Source organism: Puniceibacterium sediminis, assembly GCF_900188035.1.
GTDB lineage: Bacteria > Pseudomonadota > Alphaproteobacteria > Rhodobacterales > Rhodobacteraceae > Puniceibacterium > Puniceibacterium sediminis.
In genome coordinates, this window is record NZ_FZNN01000022.1 from 30,240 (window position 1) to 49,071 (window position 18,832).

14 protein-coding genes are annotated in these 18,832 nt (G+C 62.4%); 12 read left to right on the forward strand and 2 right to left on the reverse strand.

The annotated features are described in order from the left end of the window. Positions 1-124 precede the first annotated feature (124 nt). From CHB75_RS18325 to CHB75_RS18355, 7 genes are all read left to right on the forward strand, one after another. Positions 125-958: an FAD binding domain-containing protein gene (locus CHB75_RS18325; protein ID WP_089273179.1), complete on the forward strand. Its 834-nt coding sequence runs from the start codon at positions 125-127 to the stop codon at positions 956-958. Continuing rightward, the gene (locus tag CHB75_RS18330; protein WP_089273181.1) at positions 955-1,449 is read left to right on the forward strand and encodes a (2Fe-2S)-binding protein; all 495 of its coding nucleotides are present in this window, start codon (positions 955-957) and stop codon (positions 1,447-1,449) included. Before CHB75_RS18325 ends, CHB75_RS18330 begins: the two co-directional genes overlap by 4 nt. Then, the gene (locus tag CHB75_RS18335) at positions 1,446-3,827 is read left to right on the forward strand and encodes a xanthine dehydrogenase family protein molybdopterin-binding subunit (RefSeq protein WP_089273183.1); all 2,382 of its coding nucleotides are present in this window, start codon (positions 1,446-1,448) and stop codon (positions 3,825-3,827) included. The genes CHB75_RS18330 and CHB75_RS18335 overlap by 4 nt, the downstream gene beginning before the upstream one ends. Before the next feature lie 54 nt (positions 3,828-3,881). Next, positions 3,882-4,937, forward strand: a complete 1,056-nt coding sequence (locus CHB75_RS18340; protein ID WP_089273185.1) for a C4-dicarboxylate TRAP transporter substrate-binding protein — start codon at positions 3,882-3,884, stop codon at positions 4,935-4,937. A 72-nt stretch (positions 4,938-5,009) separates the two neighbouring features. Next, positions 5,010-5,576 (forward strand): TRAP transporter small permease subunit, encoded by a 567-nt coding sequence (locus CHB75_RS18345; protein ID WP_089273187.1) that lies wholly within the window; start codon positions 5,010-5,012, stop codon positions 5,574-5,576. Then, on the forward strand, positions 5,573-6,901 hold the full coding sequence (locus tag CHB75_RS18350) for a TRAP transporter large permease (RefSeq protein ID WP_089273189.1): 1,329 nt from the start codon (positions 5,573-5,575) through the stop codon (positions 6,899-6,901). The genes CHB75_RS18345 and CHB75_RS18350 overlap by 4 nt, the downstream gene beginning before the upstream one ends. 169 nt (positions 6,902-7,070) lie before the next feature. Further along, positions 7,071-8,360 (forward strand): PQQ-dependent sugar dehydrogenase, encoded by a 1,290-nt coding sequence (locus CHB75_RS18355; protein WP_089273191.1) that lies wholly within the window; start codon positions 7,071-7,073, stop codon positions 8,358-8,360. A 102-nt stretch (positions 8,361-8,462) separates the two neighbouring features. Here CHB75_RS18355 and CHB75_RS18360 read toward each other — a convergent pair whose 3' ends face one another. Further along, on the reverse strand, positions 8,463-10,058 hold the full coding sequence (locus CHB75_RS18360) for a gamma-glutamyltransferase family protein (RefSeq protein WP_089273193.1): 1,596 nt from the start codon (positions 10,056-10,058) through the stop codon (positions 8,463-8,465). 328 nt (positions 10,059-10,386) lie between these two features. On the opposite strand from CHB75_RS18360, the gene CHB75_RS18370 reads away from it, so the two are divergent. The 5 genes from CHB75_RS18370 to CHB75_RS18390 are packed head-to-tail and all read left to right on the forward strand — an operon-like array spanning position 10,387 to position 16,242. Continuing rightward, positions 10,387-11,424 (forward strand): BMP family protein, encoded by a 1,038-nt coding sequence (locus tag CHB75_RS18370; protein ID WP_089273197.1) that lies wholly within the window; start codon positions 10,387-10,389, stop codon positions 11,422-11,424. Between the two features lie 22 nt (positions 11,425-11,446). Next, positions 11,447-12,988 (forward strand): ABC transporter ATP-binding protein, encoded by a 1,542-nt coding sequence (locus CHB75_RS18375; RefSeq protein ID WP_089273199.1) that lies wholly within the window; start codon positions 11,447-11,449, stop codon positions 12,986-12,988. After that, positions 12,978-14,024: an ABC transporter permease gene (locus CHB75_RS18380; protein ID WP_089273201.1), complete on the forward strand. Its 1,047-nt coding sequence runs from the start codon at positions 12,978-12,980 to the stop codon at positions 14,022-14,024. The genes CHB75_RS18375 and CHB75_RS18380 overlap by 11 nt, the downstream gene beginning before the upstream one ends. Beyond that, entirely contained in the window at positions 14,021-14,968 is a 948-nt protein-coding gene (locus tag CHB75_RS18385) for an ABC transporter permease (protein WP_089273203.1), read from the forward strand. Before CHB75_RS18380 ends, CHB75_RS18385 begins: the two co-directional genes overlap by 4 nt. After that, positions 14,968-16,242 (forward strand): amidohydrolase family protein, encoded by a 1,275-nt coding sequence (locus tag CHB75_RS18390; RefSeq protein WP_089273205.1) that lies wholly within the window; start codon positions 14,968-14,970, stop codon positions 16,240-16,242. Before CHB75_RS18385 ends, CHB75_RS18390 begins: the two co-directional genes overlap by 1 nt. 90 nt (positions 16,243-16,332) lie before the next feature. On the opposite strand, the gene CHB75_RS18395 is transcribed toward CHB75_RS18390, so the two are convergent. Further along, positions 16,333-18,660 (reverse strand): Tex family protein, encoded by a 2,328-nt coding sequence (locus CHB75_RS18395; protein WP_089273207.1) that lies wholly within the window; start codon positions 18,658-18,660, stop codon positions 16,333-16,335. Positions 18,661-18,832 lie beyond the last annotated feature (172 nt).

An 18,832-nucleotide genomic window follows, 5' to 3' on the forward strand; every position in this document is an offset into this window, starting at 1 on the left:
CAAGTAAAAATCATACTTGCAATGTTTCGGCATTTATAGATCATATGATCAATAAGGGATGATCGTCTGATCCATGAGGCCCCGGGGAGGGGGCGGGATCGCCGGTCTGAGGGAGGGAGTCGCAATGAAAGCTTCGGCAGGCGGATACGCCCGGGCCAGGGATCTGAGCCATGCGCTGGATCTGCTGGCGGATGCGGATGGGATGGGTCGTGTGCTGGCCGGTGGTCAGAGCCTGATCGCGGCGATGAACATGCGGCTGAGCACGGGTGACATGCTGGTGGATATCTCGCGGATTTCCGATCTTTCCGGAGTAAGCGTGCAGGGTCGGCGCCTGCGCATCGGCGCGCTGACGCGGCATGCTGAACTGGGGCGCGATGCGCTGATTGCGCGGCATGCGCCTCTGCTCGCGCAGGCGGTAAATCATATAGCTCACGCAGCGATCCGCAACCGGGGCACGATTGGTGGTGCACTTGCTCATGCGGACCCGGCGGCCGAGTTCCCGGCATGTGTGCTGGCGCTTGATGCGGTCCTGCACCTTGAGGGGCCGGAGGGCAGCCGCGAGGTGCGGGCCGAGGATTTCTTTGTCGACGTGTTTGAAACCGCGATTGCCGAGGGCGAGATCCTGACGGCGATCAGCATGCCCCTCGCGGAACCTGACGAAGTGCAAATGCTGAAAGAGGTGGCGCGGCGGTCCGGGGATTACGCCTTGGCCGGGCTTTGTTTTGTGCGGCGTGCAGGCGGGGTCAGGCTGTCCGTGCTGGGCGCTGGATCAACCCCGCTGCTGGCGCGTGCGGCGATGGCGCGGCTGGATATGGAGGACATCGGCGGCGCGGTGGCGGCGCTGCGCGGCGAACTCAACCCGCCCAGCGATACGCAGGCAACTGCGGCCTATCGTCGGCACATCGCGGGCGTGCTTCTGCGCCGGATCTGGGAAGAGATCGGGGGCGAGAGCGCATGAGCGATGTGTTCCGGAACAAGGTCGACATTACGCTGACAGTGAATGGTGAAGAGGTCGAGGCGCGCGTTCCCGCAGGCCGACATCTCATTGATTTTCTGCGGCTGGATCTGGGACTGACTGGCGCGCATGCCAGTTGTGAGCACGGTGTCTGCGGTGCCTGCACGGTCAAGGTGGATGGCGATGCTGTGCGCGGTTGTCTCATGCTTGCGGCGCAGGCGGACGGGGCCGAGGTCTGGACCATCGAAGGGATGAGCGACACCGGAGCGATCCGGGATCTGCAGGACGCCTTTGTGACCCGCAACGCGTTGCAATGCGGGTTCTGCACGCCCGGGATGCTGGTCGCCTGCGAAGAGCTTTTGACACGCGACGCGTTGCCGGAACGCGACGAGATCCGCGATTATCTTTCGGGCAATTACTGCCGCTGTACGGGCTACGAGGCCATTGTCGATGCCGTCGAGGACGTGGCCAAGGCGCGGAGGGGGCTGACATGACGATATCCTTTGGCAATCCCGACCGTCCCAACAGCTATATCGGCAAGACCGTGCCACGCCCCAATGCGGGGCGTCTGGTCGAGGGGCGCGGGCACTACGTCGATGACATGACCCTGCCGCGGATGGTGCATGTGGTCTTTGTCAGATCGCCCTTTGCCCATGCGCGGATCAAGGGGATCGAGGCGGCTGACGCGCTGGCGGTCAAGGGCGTCCTGCGGGTATTCACAGGCGCAGATATTGCAAAGGTCTGCACACCCTGGGTCGCGGTTCTTGCGCACCTCAAGGGCCTGAAATCGCCGCCAGAGCATGCAATTGCCGTGGATCGCGCCTGCTGGGTGGGCGAGCCCGTGGCGGCGGTGGTGGCGACGTCCCGTGCGGCGGCCGAGGACGGCGCGGCGCTGGTCGAAGTGGACTTTTATCCGCTGCCGGTGACGGGTGACATGATGACTGCGCTGGATGCCGACACACCGGTTCTGCATGCAGACATGGGCGACAATCTGGCGTTTCGCCGCGAACATCACGAGGGCGACGTGGATGCGGTGATGGCGGGGGCGCACAAGGTGGTCTCGGCGCGTTTCAAGACCGCGCGGCACACTGGCGTGACGCTGGAACCTCGCTCGATCCTCGTGGATTGGAACGGTGCCGAAGGGCAGCTGACTGCCTGGCACGCAACCCAGGCCCCCCACATGATTCAAAGCGTCCTTGCCCAGCATCTCGGGCTGGAAGAGGGCCGCGTGCGGGTGATCTGCGGCGATGTGGGCGGATCCTATGGCATCAAGGTGCATGTCTATCCGGATGAGGTTGCCACAGCGGCGATTGCCAAGATCATGGGGCGGCCGGTCAAGTTCATCGCCGACCGGTTGGAGAGTTTCACAACCGACATCCACGCGCGGGACCACGAGATCAGAGCGAAGATCGCTGTCGATGAGACCGGCAAGATCCTGGCCTTTGATATCGACGACTGGACTGCGATCGGCGCCTATTCGGTCTATCCGCGCACATCCGCGATTGAGGGCAATCAGGTTGTTAACCTGTGCGGTGGGCCCTACGACTTTTCCGATTACCGGGCCAAGACGACCGTGGTTTTCCAGAACAAGACGCCGACCTGCCAGTACCGGGCCGTGGGCCACCCTATCGCCGTCGCGGTGACCGAGGGGCTGGTGGATATGGCGGCGGCGGAACTGGGCATGGACCCGGTCGCGATCCGGCGGCGCAACATGTATGCCGATGACTGTTACCCGGTGACCTCGCCCGCCAAGATGCGGTTCGAGGGGTTGTCGCATCATGCGAGCATGGACACGCTGGTCGCGCTGATGGACTATGACGGGCTGCGCTTGGAGCAGGCAGAGATGCGCGCCAAGGGCATCTATCGCGGCATCGGCATTGCGAGCTTCATCGAACTCACCAACCCGTCGCCGTTTATGTACGGCATCGGCGGCGCGCGGATTTCTGCGCAGGATGGCTGTACCGTGCGGATGGACCCGGACGGCTCGCTTGTTGCCCTATCGGGCGTCACCGAACAGGGCCAGGGAACCGAGGCGATGCTGTCCCAGATCGTGGCCGAAGGCGTCGGGGTGTCCCCGTCACGTGTCCGGGTGATCACCGGGGATACACAGGTCACGCCCTATGGCGGCGGCACCTGGGCATCGCGCGGGGCGGGCATTGGCGGAGAGGCAGCACTTCAGGCGGCGCTGGCGCTGAAGGCGTCAATCCTCGAGGTGGCGGCATCGATGTTGCAGGCACAGGCCAAGGCGCTGGATATCCGTGACGGCAAGGTGGTCGACGCAGACAGCGGCGCGGAACGCTTGGCCCTCGAAGAACTGGGGCGGATCGTCTATTTCCGCGGCGACACCCTGCCAAAGGGTCTGCCGCGCGAACTGGTGCAGACCCGGCATTTCATCACATCGGAATATCCCTTTGCCTTCACCAACGGGGTGCAGGCCAGCTACCTTGAGGTCGACACCGACACCGGCATCGTAAAGTTGCTGAAACACTGGTGTGTCGAGGATTGCGGCCGCATCATCAATCCTCAGCTGGTCGATGAACAGATCCGCGGTGGTATTGTACAGGGCCTTGGCGGTGCGCTTTACGAAGAGATCCACTATGACGCCGAAGGGCAGCTGCTGAACGGATCGATGGCTGACTACCTTGTGCCGATGGCGGGCGAAATGCCGGATATGGTTATCGGCCACGTCGAAACACCAACGATGGAAAGCACGCTGGGTGCCAAGGGCGCAGGCGAGGCTGGCACGGCGGGCGCGCCCGCAGCGGTGATGAATGCGATCAACGACGCACTACGCGGGCTGGGCGCTCAGGTGACTGAGATGCCCTTTACCCCGGAACGTATCCTGCGGGCATTGGGCAAGATCGAGGACTGAATCAACGTAAGGGCGGCTGAGGAGAGGCGCCCGTTTCCAGGGAGGGAAACCAGAATGAAGATGACGACCTTTACAGCCGTGGCGGCCTTGACCGTATGCGCGGCAGGCTGGGCAGCGGCGCAGCAGACGATCACCATCAATATCGGAAGCAGCCACCCGGAACAGAACATCTGGGTCTATGCGATGAAGAACACCTTTCAACCCGAGGTAAATCGCATTCTTGCCGAAAAGGGTGAATACACCGTGGACTGGAACGAGGCCTATGCCGGCACGCTCTACAAGTTCACAGACACGCGCGAGGCGGTGATGGATGGCATCGTCGATGTCGGGATGGTCGGCACGGTCTGGGAAGGCGCGAACATGCCGTTGCAGAACGTGACCTACTTCACGCCCTTCGCCACCTCCGATCACAAGATGATCATCGAGATCTTTGACGATCTGAGCGCGAACCTGCCCGAACTGCGCGACAGTTGGGCCGAAAACAACATGGTGCATCTGTCGTCGCTGATCACCGACAGCTATGACATCTATGCGACCTTCCCGGTCAACACGATGGCCGATCTGCAGAACCGCAAGCTTAACGCGCCGGGGACCTCGGCCAACTGGCTGCGCGAAACGGGGGCAACGCCGGTCGATGGCGCGCTGACCACCTATTACACCAATATCCAGACCGGCGTGACCGAAGGCACGCTGTCCTTTGCATCCGGGATCCTGCCGACGCGGGTTTACGAGGTCGCGCCCGAACTTACCCGCGTGGGAATTGGATCGATGTATTTCGGTGGCATCGCGGCGAACAAGGATTTCTTTGACGGCCTGCCGGAACCGGTTCAGGTGGCCTTCAGGGACGCGGCCAAAGCGACGTCGACGGCGCATGGTGATTATGTTGCCGACCTTGCCGCGCGTGCCATGACGGAAATGCAGGCGGCGGGCCTGACCGTGCACGAGCTTCCGGCCGAGGAAAAAACCAAGTGGGTCACCGGCCTGCCCAACATCATCGAACCCTGGCTGGAACAGACCGGCGATGCGGGCAAAACCGTGCTCAAGGCGTATTTCGACGCTCTGCGGGCGCATGGAGCCACGCCTCTGCGCAACTGGGACGAAGGTTTGTAAGCCTTTCATACAATGCGTCTTTCGCCTGTCCGGATCACCCGGGCAGGCGTTTTATCTGGAAGTGCGAGCGTTATGACTGACCAGACCACCGAAGTTCCTGATGACGGCACCATCCCGTCGTTTTCACGGGCGCCCGTTGGGGCCATGCTGGGGGTCGTGGCGGCTTGTCTGTCCTCGGTCGGCACGCTGTGGATTGGTGGCCTCATGGCGCTGGTCGTGGCGGATGTTCTGGGGCGCAATTTCCTGAATGCGCCGATCACCGGCGTGTCCGAAATCGCGGGCCGCTCGGTCGTGGCGATCGTGTTTCTTCAGGTTTCGGCAGCGGTGCTGCAAAAGCGGCTGACCCGTGCGGATTTTCTGCTGCGTGCTATCGGCGGAGGCAACCCACGCGGGGCCCACGTGCTTGAGTGCGCTTTTGCGCTGACTGGGGCTGTGGTCTTTGCGCTGGTGCTCTGGGCATCCTGGCCCAAGACATGGGAGGCGCTGGCCACCGGTGAATTCTTTGGCGTGCAAGGGGTGTTCACCATCCCGACCTTTCCCTTTCGCCTGATCACGGTCGTTGGCGCCGGGTTGGCATCGCTTTGCAGTCTTTACCGCGCCGCCTGCGAAATCCGCGCGCTGAAGGGAGGCGGGGTATGACGACCCTGACACTCGGGTTCATCCTGATCGGCGTGCTGATCCTGCTGGTGCTGCTGGGCATGCAGATCGCCTATGCGCTGTTCATCGTAGCCTTTTCCGGGATCTGGCTGATCCGTGACAATCTGGGCCTGTCCTTCAAGATGCTGGAGCTGACGGCCTACAGCGGGATCGACGATTATCTTTTCGCCACCATTCCGCTATTCGTGTTGATGGGGCTTCTGGTCAGCGTCTCGAATGTCGGGCGCGACACATTCGAGGTGGCCGAAGAACTGCTGCGCCGGATGCTTTGCGGACTGGGCGTGGCGACCGTGGCGGCGAATACCGTGTTTGCCGCCGTCACCGGGGTGTCTATCGCCTCGGCGGCGGTATTCACGCGCGTGGCGGTGCCTGAAATGACGCGGCACGGTTATCGCCCCGCGTTTTCGGCCGGAACGGTAGCGGGCAGTTCGGTACTGGGCATGCTGATTCCGCCCAGCCTGCTTCTGATCATCTATGGCGTGCTGGCTGAGGTTTCCATCGGTGGCATGTTCCTTGCCGGGATCGTGCCGGGGCTGTTGCTGGCGCTTGGGTTCGTCGCGATGCTGATGGGGGTGACGCTGCTGTTTCCCGGTTTCGTGTTCGCCGACCCCGAGGCAGCGAGAGAGAGACGGGTTGCGGTTGACGTCCGTGGCATGAGCGCGACAACCATGTTCGCAAAGATCACCCCGATCCTGTTGCTGGTGTTCCTTGTTCTGGGGGGACTTTATTCCGGCTATTTCACCCCGACCGAGGCGGGCGGCATCGGCGCGTTCGGCGCGCTGCTCATCGCTCTGGGGCGCCGAAGCCTGAACCGGGGCAAGCTCTGGCAGGTGATGAAGCAAACCGGCACGATTTCGGTTTCGATCCTACTGCTGTTGATCGCGGCTGGATTCTATTCGCGGATGCTGGCGATTGCGGGCCTGCCGAACGCCATCGGTGATCTTGTGCGGTCCGGCGGTTTCAGCCCCTTGGGGTTCCTGTTCTGCCATGCGGTGATCATTCTGCTGATGGGGATGATCCTCGACAGCACGTCGATCCTGCTGATCATGGTGCCGATTGCAGCACCAATTGCCCAGGGCCTTGGGATAGACCTCAGCCATTTCGGGATCGTCACGGTGCTGGCGGTCGAAATCGGCTTGCTCACGCCACCATTTGGCATTTCCGTTTTCACGGTACACAACACGCTGAACGATCCGGATGTGTCGGTTGAGCAGATCTTTGCCGCGACGATGCCGTTTATTCTGGTGATGGTCGCAATCCTCGTGCTGGTCGCGCTGGTGCCGTGGACTGTGACGGTATTCCTGTAGGTCCGTGGAAATTCGGCAATCAGCGCCAAGCGTGCGTCGAGCAGTGTCGTCTCCAGTCGCTGCACCGCATCTTTCGAGACGCTGAAAAACGGCGCCAAAACACGGGATCTGGCGTTGATAATCCGCTGCCAGCCTCTATGCTGCGACCGCACAATCATTGGGACATATCATGGATTTCATCGCACGCGCGACGGCCATCGTGGGGGGCACGATGGTCTTACTGAGACGGATGAGCGCACCTGCCGCGCAGGCCGTCGGGCTGACGCCGACCATCCCCGAGGCGAAAAAGCAGGGCATCATGACGTTGAAGATGCCCACGGCGAAAGGCTGGGAACCGGGCCACAAGCCGACTGCGGCGCAGGGATTGAAGGTCAACGCCTTTGCCAGCGGCCTTGCCCATCCGCGGTGGATCGAAGTGCTGCCAAATGGCGACGTTCTGGTTGCCGAAGCACTGCAGACGGAGCGCCCGCCGACCAGCCTGATGGACCGGGTGATGCAGGCCACGATGAAGCGGGCCAAGGCGATCGGCGTCAGCGCAAATCGCATCAGCCTGTGGCGTGACCCGGATGGTGACGGCGTGGCCGAGGTGCGCAAGGTGTTTTTGGAAGGGCAGAACCAACCCTTTGGCATGGCACTGGTGGGGGACACTTTCTACGTCGGGAACACCGATGGGATCGTCGCCTTTCCTTACGAAAAAGGTGCCACAAAACTGACCGGACCGGGGCGTAAGCTGGTCGATTTCAAACCTGGTGGGCACTGGACGCGCAGTCTGATCGTTTCGCCCGATGGCACAAAGATCTATGCCGGGGTCGGATCGCTGTCCAACATCGGTGACAGCGGGATGGAAGCCGAAGAGGGTCGCGCCGCGATCTGGGAGCTGGATCTGGCGACCGAAAAGGCACGGATCTTTGCCTCGGGTCTGCGGAATGCTGTCGGTACGGCGTGGGAGCCGGTGACAGGCCAACTCTGGACTGTGGTGAATGAACGCGACGGCCTGGGCGACGAGACGCCGCCGGATTACCTGACCTCGGTACAGGACGGCGGTTTTTATGGCTGGCCTTACTGCTACTGGGGCAAGACGGTGGATGACCGGGTCGAACAGGACGCGGAACTGGTCGCGCGTGCGATCACGCCCGACTACGCCTTGGGCGGTCATACCGCGTCGCTGGGTCTGTGCTGGATGCCCGAGGGCACGCTGCCCGGCTTTGGCGATGGCATGGTGATCGGGCAGCACGGGTCGTGGAACCGCTCGACCCTCAGCGGGTACAAGCTGATCTTTGTGCCGTTTGTGGATGGTCGTCCCTCTGGTGCACCGCGCGACATCCTGTGGGGCTTTCTATCCGAGGATGAAAAGGTGTCCTATGGGCGTCCTGTCGGCGTGACGATCGGGCCGGACGGCAAATCGCTGCTGATGGCGGACGATGTCGGCGACGTGATCTGGCGCGTGACCGGAGCGTAAAGCACAGTTTTCGGGCTGCCAATCTTGGCCTAAATGGCAGGCGCTACTTGGCGCCTGCCTGTTACGTCTCTCAATCTTGGAGGTTTTCGGCCCGGCAGGTCCTTAGAACCCGACCGCTTGGCCGTCCTTACGCGGATCGGACCCCGCCGCATAGCCGCCCGATTCCATCCGGTGAACTAGCTGCGCACCACCAAAGCCAAAGGCGCTGTCCGGGGCCTCGACCACGATGCCGTGACCCAGACCGCTCAGCGTGTCACGCGTTTCGGCGGGCAGGGCGGTTTCAACAGCCACCTCGACCCCTTGGGTGAACCGCCAGCGGGGGGCGTCCACCGCCGATTGCACATCCTGACCCCAAAGCTGAGTGCGCAGTGTCATTACCACATGGCCCTGTGCCTGCATCGGCCCGCCCATCACGCCAAAGCTCATCTGGGGCGCGCCGTTCTTCATCAGGAACCCGGGGATGATGGTGTGGAACGGGCGTTTGCCAGGCGCGACAAGGTTGGGATGCCCCGGCTTCAGCGAAAATCCCGCGCCGCGGTTTTGCAGGCTGATGCCTGTATCCGGCACTACAACGCCCGAACCGAAACCGGCATAATTCGACTGGATGAAGGACACCATCATGCCGCTGCTGTCCGCCGTGCTCAGATACACCGTGCCGCCATTCTTGGGGACGCCTGATCCAAAGTCCTGCGCCCGGTCGGCCCGGATCAGCGCGGCACGGGATTTTAGGTATTCGGGATCAAGCAGCGCCTGAGGCGTCACATCCTGCATATGGGGGCGATCGGCGACATAGGCGTAGAGGTCGGCAAAGGCGAGCTTGATCGCCTCGATTTGCAGGTGCAGGGCCTGTGGATCATCGGGCCCAAAGTCGCGGATGGCGGTGTGATCAAGGATACCCAGTGCCATCAGCGCGGCGATGCCCTGCCCATTTGGTGGGATCTCGTGCAGGGCCACGTCGTCAAAGCCCATGGAAATCGTCCCGCACCACTCCGGGCTGAAGGCAGCCAAGTCCGCCTCGTTCAGCGCGGCGCCATGCTCACGGGCAAAGGCGGCGATCTTTGTGGCCAGCGCACCTTCGTAGAAATCGCGTCCTTTGGTTTCCGCGATCCGCGTCAGGCTTTTGGCCATCGCCGGGTTGGCAAACCGTTCTCCGGCGCGTGGCCCGCGCCCGCCGGGCATGAAGTTCTGTGCGAAACCCGGCTGATCGCTCAGGGTGTTGGCCCCGATCTCCCACAGCTTGCCAATGACGGGGGAGACGGGAAAGCCGTTTTCGGCATAGCCGACGGCCGATTCCAGCAGCGTCGCAAAGTCAAGCTTGCCGAACCGTTCGGACAGCGCAGCCCATGCGGCGACGGCGCCGGGAACAGTCACGCTTTCCCAACCACGAAACGGGATCTTGTCCTGTCCGGCAAAGCGTTCCGGCGTCCAGCCCATCGGCGCTGGACCTGATGCGTTGAGGCCATGCAATTCCGCGCCATCCCAAAGGATGCAAAAGGCATCTGACCCCAGACCGTTTCCCGTCGGTTCCACCACGGTCAGGACCGCAGCAGTAGCGATGGCCGCATCAACGGCGTTTCCACCCTTTGCCAGCATCGCAAGGCCTGCCTGCGCCGCAAGGGGGTGTGAGGTCGAGACCATCGAGTCGGCCAGAACGGGAGAGCGCCGCGAGGCATAGAGTGAGTCGTGACGCAGGTTCATGTCGTGCCTTTCCAAGACAGTAGGTCGGTCTATTCAGATGCAGGCGGACCTTAATGTGCGTTTTCCGGAAAGCCCATACGCAAGGCCAGGCGAAACGCGCAGGGAAAGATCAGACAACGGCGCGCCCCTCCGAAGATCCCGAGTGGCAACGAAAACGGCCATTTCCCCTGTGCCCCGCGCTGGTCGTCAAATGCTGTGCGATTGAAAAAACGGCGGAATTCGTATCTTTGATCAAAAAATCAGCCAAGATTCTTGACCCGCTGCAAAGCCCCCCCCTAGGGTCGCAGCAGAAATAATAAAACGCTTCCGACAGCCAGAGGATACAGCCATGCGCGACCGACACTTCCTTTCACAGACTGGCCTGATCAGCCGCCGCGGCCTCTTGCAGCGGGGTCTTGTCGCCGCCGCGGCGACGGGCGTTGCCAGCCTTCCGCTGCGCGCCTTTGGGCAGGAACCTCTTTCGGTTGCAGGCATCTATACCGTGCCGGTGGAACAACAGTGGGTCAGCCGCATCCACATCGCCGCCTTAGCGGCCAAGGAAGCTGGGCAAATCAGCTATACCTTCTCGGAAAACACCGCCAACACCGACTATCCCCGTGTCATGCGCGAATATGCCGAAAGCGGCGTCAAGCTGATCGTGGGTGAGATTTTCGGCGTTGAGCAGGAGGCGCGCGAGGTGGTGCTGGATTATCCCGACACCGCGTTTCTGCTGGGGTCGTCCCTGCCAGCGGATCCCGAATACCCAAACCTTGCCGTCTTCGACAATTACATTCAGGACGCATCGTATCTATCTGGAATCATTGCCGGGGCGATGACAGAGACCGGCAAGATCGGTATGGTCGGCGGATTTCCGATCCCCGAGGTCAACCGGTTGATGCACGCCTTTATGGCCGGTGTGAAAGAAACCCGTCCAGACGCCGAATTCCAGGTGAGCTTTATCGGGTCGTGGTTCGATCCGCCCAAGGCCAAGGAGACGGCATTCGCCATGATCGAGGGCGGTACGGATCTGCTTTACGCTGAACGCTTTGGCGTCTCGGACGCGGCTCAGGAAAAGGGCATCCTGGCCATTGGCAATGTGATCGATACCCAAGCCGAATACCCCGATACGGTTGTCGCTTCGGCCATCTGGCATTTCGAACCGACCCTTCAGGCTGCGCTTGCCAACATTGCAGCCGGAACTTTCAAGGCGGATGACTACGGCCTCTTCTCCTTCATGAAGGAAGGCGGCTGCTCGCTTGCCCCACTGGGTACCTTCGACGGCAAGGTGCCGCAGGGCGCGCTTGATCTGGTGGCCGAGAAGGAGGCCGCGATCAAGGCGGGCAGCTTCGTGGTCGAGATCGACGATACCGAACCGACATCGGTCTGATGCCCTTCGGGAAGTTGGCCTGATGACATCTGAAACCGCAGCGCAGGGCGATCCCGTCCTGCGTCTGTCCGGCATCACCAAACGTTTTGGCGCGCTTGTTGCAAATGACGGCATCAGCTTTGACCTCGCCCGTGGCGAAGTCATCGCCCTGCTGGGCGAAAACGGCGCGGGCAAGACGACGCTGATGAACATCCTGTTTGGCCACTACAGCGCCGATGCAGGAAGTGTTGAGGTCTTTGGCCAGACGCTGCCGCCGGGCCAGCCGGGTGCTGCGCTAAAGGCCGGTGTCGGCATGGTGCATCAGCACTTTACGCTCGCTGACAACATGAGTGTGATGGACAATATCCTGCTGGGGACCGAACCGCTGTGGCGGCTGGGTCTGGGGCGCAGGGCGGCGCGGGCCCGTGTGGCGGCGTTGTCGCGGGACTTTGGGCTGGAGGTCGACCCGGATGAGACCATCGCCGCGCTGTCGGTGGGGGAACGCCAGCGGGTCGAGATCCTCAAGGCGCTTTACCGCGACGCAAAGATCCTGATCCTTGACGAACCCACTGCGGTGCTCACTCCGCAAGAGACGAACGCACTGTTTCTGACGCTGCGCAAGGCCGTGGCACTGGGGCTGTCGGTGATCTTCATTTCCCACAAATTGCACGAGGTCATGGCGATTTCGTCCCGTGTTCTGGTCTTGCGGCATGGTCGGCTGGCTGGGTCCGTTGTGGCGGCAGAGACAGATCGCCAAAAGCTGGCCGAATTGATGGTTGGGGCGGAAATTACCCCGCCTGCACCGTCCAAAGCTACTCCCGGCGCGCCGCTTCTGGTGCTGGACCGGGTGGCGACCGAGCCCCAAGGTCAAAGGCCCGGCCTGCACGACGTTTCGCTGTCTTTGCGCGCGGGCCAGATCACTGGACTGGCGGGCGTTTCGGGCAACGGGCAGGGGGCACTGGCCGATCTGCTGTCAGGGCTTGCGTTGCCAACCGAAGGCAGTCTTGAGATTGTCGGAGAGCGGGTGACAGGCTGGAGCCCCCGCGCCGCCATTGCGGCCGGTATCGGGCGGATCCCCGAGGACCGGCATCGCACCGGCACGATTGCGGATTTTACCCTGACCGAGAACGCGATCCTTGAAACCTACGCCCAAGCCCCGGCCAGCCGAAGGGGCTGGATGGACTGGCGCGCTGCGCGCGAGCGTGCAGAGGACATCATCGCGCAGTACGATGTACGCTGTCCCGGGCCGCAGACCCGCATTCGGCTGCTGTCGGGGGGGAACATGCAAAAGCTGATCCTGGGCCGGGTCCTTCAGGGAAATCCGCGCGTGATCATTGCCAACCAGCCGGTGCGCGGCCTTGATATCGGCGCTGTCACCTATGTGCAGAACCAGTTGATCAAGGCGCGCGATGCAGGCGCGGCAGTGCTGCTGATTTCCGAGGATCTGGACGAGATCCTCACGCTGTCGGACGTGATCCACGTGATATCCGAAGGCCGACTGTCGCGCGGATTTCCCCGTGGCACGATGAAGCCCGCAGACCTTGGCCAGTGGATGGCCGGGCAGGGGTTTGATCATGCGGCTTGAGGCAATCGAAAATCCAACCCTGGCCCGCTCTTTGGGCCTTCCTGTGCTGGCGCTGGTGGCGACATTCATGGTGGGTGGGTTTCTCGCGATGCTTGCGGGCGCCAACCCGCTGCTGACCTTCGGGCTGATCGTGAAGGGCGCGGTGGGGTCGAAATTCGCTTTGCTGGAAACGTTGAACCGCGCGACGCCGTTGATCTTTACCGGCCTCGCCGTCGCGGTCGCCTTTCGTGCAAAGCTCTGGAATATCGGGGCCGAGGCACAGTTATACGCGGGGGCACTGGTCACCATCCTGATCGGGACCAAGCTGGCGCTGCCGGGGCCTTTGCTGATCCCACTGATGGGCATCGGGGCGATGATCGCTGGGGGCGTCGTTCTGCTGGGGCCGGTCCTGCTCAAGACCCGGCTGGGCGTGGACGAGGTGGTGACGACGCTGCTTTTCAACTTCATTATGCTTTTGTTGATTTCAATGCTGCTTGAAGGGCCGCTGAAGGACCCGATGGGAATGGGCTGGCCGAAATCCGAGGCGATCCCAAGAAATGCGCGCCTGCCAAGGCTGGTCGAAGGGCTGCGGCTGCACTGGGGGTTCGGAATTGCCATCCTGTCGGCTGTGGTGGTCTGGGTGGTCCAGACCCGTACGACGCTGGGCTATGAAATCCGCGCGGTGGGCCTGAACGCCGAAGCGGCGCGGTTTGCGGGCATCCCGGTCGGCGCGGTGATGGTCAAGACGGCGCTTTTGTCGGGGGGGCTGGCGGCACTCGCCGGCTATTCCGAGGTGGCGGGTCTGAAGGGCAACCTCACGCTCGATCTGTCGCCGGGGTTTGGCTACACGGGGATCGTTGTTGCGATGCTGGCGCTTCTCAACCCGCTTGGCGTCATCGTCTCGGCAATCTTTGTCGCGGGTATATTCGTCGGTGCCGACGGGATGAGCCGCGCGGCCGAAGTGCCGACCTATATCGCCGATATCCTGCTCGCCTGTGCGTTGCTGTTCATGGTGCTGGCGATTCTTCTGACCAAATTCAGGGTGCGCAAAGGATGAGCGAGATTGTCGATATCCTGATCTCGGCCAGCTTTTGGGCGGCCGTATTGCGCATTGCCTCTCCGCTGATCTTTGCGACGATGGGGGAACTCATCTGCGAACGCGCCGGGGTGCTGAACCTCGGGATCGAGGGAATCATGGTGATCGGCGCCTTCGCTGGCTGGATTGCGGTTTACGCAGGCCTGCCGCTCTGGGGTGGTGTGGCGGTGGCGATGCTCTCGGGCATGTTCTTTGGCCTCATCCACGCCGTACTGACTGTTCCCTTTGGCCTCTCACAGCATGTTGTGGGAATCGGGATCACCCTGCTTGCCACATCATCCGCCTATTACGCCTACCGCCTCAGCCTGCCCGAGGTGTCATCGCCGCCCAGGATTGAGCCGTTCCAACCGATCGACATCCCGGGCCTCTCGGATTTGCCATTCGTCGGCCCGGCGCTGTTCTCGCAGACGCCGCTCACCTATTTCGCCTTCTTTACCGTGCTGGTGGTGGCGCTGGTGCTTTACCGCACGCCGCTTGGGCTGGCACTTCGCGCGGTTGGCGAAAACCCCTCGGCGGTCGAGGCGCAGGGCCTTTCGGTCACGGCCCTGAGGATGGGGGCGGTCATCGTCGGATCGGGATTGATGGCGGTCGGCGGGGCATTCCTGACAATCTCGGCGTTTTCGTCGTTCTTCTTTGAGATGGTGAACGGGCGCGGCTGGATCTGCATCGCGCTGGTTGTCTTTGGCGCCTGGTCGCCATCCCGGGCGCTTCTGGGCGCTCTGCTGTTCGCGGCGTTTGATGCTTTGCAGGTGCGGCTGCAGCAGACGTCATATGGCACGCTGGTGCCCTATCAGGTGTTCCTGATGATCCCCTACATCCTGTCCATTCTGGCCCTGATCCTCATGTCGCGCCGCGCAAATGTGCCGGCCGCACTGATGACCCCCTACAATCGCGGAGAACGCTGATGGCCGATTTCGATCTTCTGGTGAAAGGTGGTACGCTGCCCGATGGTTCGCATGCTGATATCGGCATCCGCGGTGATCGGATCATCGCCATCGGTGCGCTGTCCGGGGCGGTGGCGGGCGAGGTCATCGACGCCACAGGGGATCTTGTCGCGCCGCCTTTTGTAGATCCGCATTTTCATCTCGATGCGACGCTCAGCTACGGAACGCCGCGGATCAACGCATCCGGTACTCTGCTTGAAGGGATTTCTCTGTGGGGTGAGTTGCGGGATACCGCGACGGTGGACGAAATGGTGGCCCGTGCGCTGACCTACTGCGACTGGGCGGTTTCCATGGGGCTGCTGGCGATACGGTCCCATGTGGACACGACGTCGGATCATCTGAATACCGTGACCGCGATGCTTGAGGTGCAGAAGATCGTGCGCCCCTACCTCGATCTGCAACTGGTGGCTTTTCCGCAGGACGGGTTGTACCGCACGCCGACAGGACGGACCAACCTGTTGCGGGCGCTGGATATGGGTGTCGATGTCGTGGGCGGCATCCCGCATTTTGAGCGCACGATGGAAGAGGGGCGCGCTTCGGTGCGCGATCTCTGCGAAATCGCGGCAGAGCGTGGCCTGCCGGTCGATCTGCATTGCGACGAAACCGATGATCCCCTCAGCCGCCATATCGAGACGCTGGCCTATGAGACGCAGCGCCTTGGCCTGCAGGGGCGGGTGGCGGGGTCGCATCTGACCTCGATGCATTCGATGGACAACTACTACGTCTCAAAGCTTTTGCCGCTGATCGCCGAGGCCGAGGTGGCCGCCATCCCGAACCCGCTGATCAACATTACCCTTCAGGGACGGCACGACACCTACCCCAAACGGCGCGGCCTGACCCGGGTGAAAGAGATGCAGGCCATGGGCATCACTGTCGGCTGGGGGCAGGATTGCGTGCGCGATCCGTGGTATTCGCTTGGTACCGGCGACATGCTCGACGTTGCCTTTATGGGGCTGCACGTGGCGCAGATGACGGCACCGGAACAGATGAGCCGGTGTTTCGACATGGTGACCGTGGAAAATGCGCGGATCATCGGGCTTGAGGGCTATGGCTTGCACGAAGGCGCTGTCGCATCGCTGGTGGTTCTGGATGCCGGTGACCCGATCGAGGCAGTTCGCCTGCGGCCAGACCGGCTTGCCGTGGTATCCAAGGGCCGCCTAGTGTCACAAAAGGCGCGGAATGACGCGCGACTGGCACTTGAGGGGCGGCCCCAAAGTGTGCGTCGGCGGCATTGATCCAACAATGAATTTACAGACCCCGGCCCGGAGCCAAGGCGTAAGGGCCGGGCGAGCGCCACACAACGGGCAGGCGCTCGCCGGGGTTCCTTATCGCCGCTTCATCGCATCCAGCAGCGCTGAGCCAAACGCACCCGGTGCATCGCTTTTTGGCGGTGCGGCAGAGGTCACCGGCTTGCTCTTGCCTCGGAAATTTCCCTGCGGCTTATCGCCTTTGGGTCCGCGTTCCGCACGATCCTCGCGCGCGGAGTAACCGCCGTCCTTGCGCATCGAAAGACCAATCCGTTTGCGGGGAATATCGACCTCTGTCACGCGGACCTGAACCACGTCGCCTGCCTTGACCACTTCGTGTGGATCCTTGACGAACTTATCTGCCAGCTGGCTCACGTGCACCAGCCCGTCTTGATGCACGCCGATGTCCACGAAGGCACCAAAGGCCGCGACATTGGTCACGGTGCCCTCAAGCACCATGCCGGATTTCAGATCTTTGATATCCTCGACCCCGTCCGCAAAGACTGCCGTCTTGAAGCTCGGGCGCGGATCGCGGCCCGGCTTTTCAAGCTCTGCCAGAATGTCGCGCACGGTCGGCAGGCCGAATGTGTCATCGACGAATTGTTCGGCGTGCAACTGGCGCAGAGCCGAAGGGTCCGCCATCACGGCGCGCAGGTCCCGCCCGCAGGCCTTCACGATCTTGCGAGCCAGACCATAGGCTTCGGGGTGAACTGAAGAGGCATCCAGCGGCTCGGCCCCATCGCGGATGCGCAGGAAGCCGGCGCACTGCTCAAAGGCGCGCGGGCCAAGCCGGGCCACCTTCAGCAATTCCTTGCGCGACTTGAACGCGCCAGAAGTATCGCGATGCGCCACAATCGCCTCGGCCAGCCCGGGTCCAAGGCCCGACACATGGGCAAGCAGCGGCGCAGAGGCGGTGTTGAGGTCGACGCCGACGGCATTCACTGCATCCTCGACCACGGCCTCAAGCGATTTGTCCAGACGGGACTGGTCCACGTCATGCTGGTACTGGCCGACGCCGATGCTTTTGGGTTCGATCTTGACCAGTTCGGCCAACGGATCCTGCAACCGGCGGGCAATGGACACCGCACCGCGCAAGGAGACATCAAGATCGGGGAACTCCTTTGCCGCCAGTTCAGAGGCGGAATAGACAGAGGCCCCGGCTTCGGAAACAATGACTTTGGTCGGCTTTTTCACGTCCTTGGGCAGATGCGCCAGCGTGTCGGCGACCAGCCGTTCCGTCTCGCGGCTGGCTGTGCCGTTGCCGATGGCGATCAGTTCGACGTTATGCTTGGTGATCAACCGCAGGATCGCCGCCTCGGCCCCGCGCAGATCGTTCTTGGGCTGAAACGGATACAGCGTTTCAGTTGTGAGCACCCGGCCCGTGGCATCGACCACCGCCGCCTTGACCCCGGTGCGGATGCCCGGATCAAGACCCAGAGTCGCGCAGGCCCCTGCAGGTGCCGCCAGCAGAAGGTCACGCAGGTTGCGGGCAAAGACGTCAATGGCCTCTTGATGGGCGCGAGCACGCAGATCGCCCAGAAGATCCAGCATCATGGTCGAACTCAGCTTGACCCGCCATGTCCAGCCCGCGATCTTGCGCAGCCAGGTGTCGCCGGGCCCGTTGCCCGGAACACCGATATATTTGCACACGATGCCTTCGGCCCGGGCGGCGCCGGTTTCGGGATCAGGGGCGATGTCGACATAGACGACGCCTTCCTTGCTTGCGCGCAACATCGCCAGCGCGCGGTGCGACGGCACCTTGGACCAAGGTTCGGAATGGGCGAAGTAATCCGAGAATTTCGCGCCTTTCTCTTCCTGTCCCTCGATCACGCGGGCGGTCAGCAGCGCCTCGTTCTGCATGAAGCCGCGCAGATCCCCCAGCAGGGCGGCGTTTTCGGCCAGCCGTTCGGCCAGAATGTCGCGGGCCCCCTCCAGCGCTTCTTTGGTTCCGGGAACGGCTTCGCTCACATAGGTTTTTGCCAGGGCTTCGGGATCAGTGGCACGGTCCGACAGGATCGCCTCCAGCAGCGGCTCCAGGCCGTTTTCGCGCGCGATCATCGCCTTGGTGCGGCGCTTTGGTTTGAAGGGCAGATAGATGTCTTCGAGCACGGATTTCGTCTCGGCTCCGGCCAGAGCACGGGTAAGCGCGTCAGTCATCTTGTCCTGCGAACGGATCGAATCAACGATCGCCGCGCGCCGGGATTCAAGTTCGCGCAGATAGGTCATGCGGTCGGCCAGCTTGCGCAGTTGGGTGTCGTCCAGCCCCCCGGTCGCCTCTTTGCGGTAGCGGGCGACGAAGGGCACCGTGGCACCACCGTCAAGCAGGGCAATCGCCGAGGAGACCTGATCAGGGCGGGCGGCGATTTCGGTCGCGATGGTCTGTGCGATACGCTTTTCGGTGTCCAATTGCGCCTCCTGTGAGCATTCGGGAGCCGAGACATACCGCCGGCATGGGCAGAGGCCAAGGGCCATGGGGCTTGCAGAAGGGCTGACGCGCAGTTTCCCGCACGAAACCCACTTCAGCTAACGGCGATACGGGTGGCGGGCATAGTGATGCGGTGGCGTGTCGGCGGCAATT